General features: G+C 41.4%; 1 protein-coding gene and 3 pseudogenes. 3 read left to right on the top strand and 1 reads right to left on the bottom strand.

Going from position 1 to position 2069, the window contains the following annotated elements:
- Together F6K20_RS35810 and F6K20_RS35805 are read left to right on the top strand one after the other, a co-directional pair.
- Nucleotides 1-340 (top strand): annotated as a pseudogene (locus tag F6K20_RS35810) (pentapeptide repeat-containing protein); the annotation flags it as partial.
- 174 nt (nt 341-514) lie between these two features.
- Nucleotides 515-841 (top strand): annotated as a pseudogene (locus tag F6K20_RS35805) (DUF29 domain-containing protein); the annotation flags it as partial.
- A gap of 83 nt (nt 842-924) precedes the next feature.
- Here F6K20_RS35805 and tnpA read toward each other — a convergent pair.
- Nucleotides 925-1339: pseudogene (tnpA, locus tag F6K20_RS35800) on the bottom strand (IS200/IS605 family transposase).
- A 67-nt stretch (nt 1340-1406) separates the two neighbouring features.
- Between tnpA and F6K20_RS35795 the strand changes: the two are divergent.
- Nucleotides 1407-2069: nuclease/transposase family protein (locus F6K20_RS35795; protein WP_502708918.1), on the top strand; the 663-nt coding region annotated here is incomplete at its 3' end.

Below are 2069 nucleotides of genomic sequence, written 5' to 3'. Positions count from 1 at the left end.
AAATTCCTCAAACGCTTTTGCTTACGCGGGAACAGCCAATGACAGCCAAATAGTTAGCACTCAGAACAACTATGCCACAGCCCAAAAACAAAATTTGGCAGAGGCAGCAGCAGAGATTCAGCAACTCCTAAACCAACTCTCACAAACCAAAGCAACCACAACCGAAATTGAAAAATTAGCAATTGTAGCTAAGGTCACTCAAGAAATCAAGAGTAATCCTACCCTGAAAGCTAAAGTAATCAATGCCTTGGAAGCTGAAGGAACTGAAGCCTTAAAAGAAGCTATAGACCACCCGCTGGTGAATATTTTAATGCCAATGATTGAGGGCTGGACAGAATGATATTGTAAGGTTTATCAAGGTTTATAATAGATAAAATTGTTCCAGTTAGTCGTATTTTAATTTAAATTTTGAACATACTACTTTAGGCAACAGACAACAGGCAAAAGGCAAGAGATAATAAACTATATAGGTATTTTGGGTAATGTAAAAAACGGTAATAACTTTCTCAATTTTATGGATAAACCTTCCCTATACCAGCAAGACTTTTATGGTTGGACTCAGCAGCAAGCCCAAGCACTGAAGCATAAGCAATTTTCTAAGCTTGATTGGCAGCATCTGGAGGAAGAAATTCAAGCTTTGGGAAGACAGGAATATCGGGAATTAGTAACTCGCCTTTGCGTTCTGCTTGGTCATCTGCTCAAGTGGCAGTATCAGCCAGAGAATCGTAGCCGCAGTTGGTTTTTGAGTATTAGAGAGCAACGTCGGGCAATTAAACGGCATTTACGGCAAAATCCCAGCTTAAAGTCTCGGCGGTCGGAAGCAATGATGGATGGCTATCAAAACTTCCTGAAATTTGAGAACCCTGTGGCTTTAGCCCGGGGATGAAAAACAGAGACGGGGTTAACCCCCTTAAAGTGTCCTGGCTATTTCCCTTTTTGACTTTCTATATACTTTTTGACCACCTCAGTGCTGACTTGACCTGTTGAGGCCACAAAATAGGTCGGAGTCCACAATGAGGGCAGTTTTTTGAGGTTAGGAAATTCTTTCCGCAGGTGATGAGATGCTCGACCTTTTACCCACCGGGCTATCTCAGCAGGAGATTCATGGGTTGGTGCGTTAAGAAATAGATGAACGTGGTCAGGCATTATCTCGCTTTGCGATCAACTTCCAGGCATGTTCAGAAACCAAATCAAATATTATTTCCTGAAGCTGTCGGGCTACATGATCTACGAGTACAGCCTTTCGGCGTTTTGGAACAAAGACGAAATGATAATTAATTGATGAGACCGATCCTTCGGTTCGACGGTACTCATAATCTTTGTGAGATAATTTTGCCATTTACCCGGACTTCTTTTGACGAGACCTGTAGTAGCAATGATAATAGTAGACAAGGAGGTGATGCAAATTGTACAAGACAATTCCTGTCAGAGCGACATTTTCAGAAGAAGAAAGGGCTTTTTGGGAATTTCAATGCCGACAAGCCAACAGTCTGTTTAATTGCGCCATTTATTATGCAAAACATAAACATTACAAATGGCTTGAGGAACAGGGAGCTTACTCTACTTACTGGCGTGGAGATGAACTAAGAGCTGGGTGGAAAACATACAAATGCACTACTAAATATCCTGAATTAGATAAAGCCTTAAAAATGTCTCCTCACTACAAGGGAATGGCTGCTCAGTCTGCTCAACAAACTTTAAAAACTGTAGGTGAGGCAATTACTAGTTACAATCAACTTGTCGGGCTTTACTACAAGGGTCAAATAGATAGACCTAGGTTCCCTAGGTACAGAAAATCTGGAGGATTGGCTGCTGTTACCTTTCCTCGACAAGCTCTTACCTATAAGAAAGGATTGTTTTATCCCTCTGTCAGTAAAGAAAGCAAACCGGAACTACTGACACAGATAGTCTTATATCCTCCTCAGTTTATAGACCCTGACTGGGTCAAAGAAGTGACAATTCGTCCTTGCTATGGACAATTGTGGATAGATTGGGTGATTGATGATGGGAAGCAACCAGTAACCGATAATCCAAGTCTTGATTACTCTCAGGCGATCGGAATAGATCAA

Source organism: Moorena sp. SIO2C4 (assembly GCF_010672485.1).
GTDB classification, from domain to species: Bacteria; Cyanobacteriota; Cyanobacteriia; order Cyanobacteriales; family Coleofasciculaceae; genus Moorena; species Moorena producens.
Note: the sequence above shows the minus strand (reverse complement) of the source record. Positions and strands in the feature narration are given on the sequence as shown.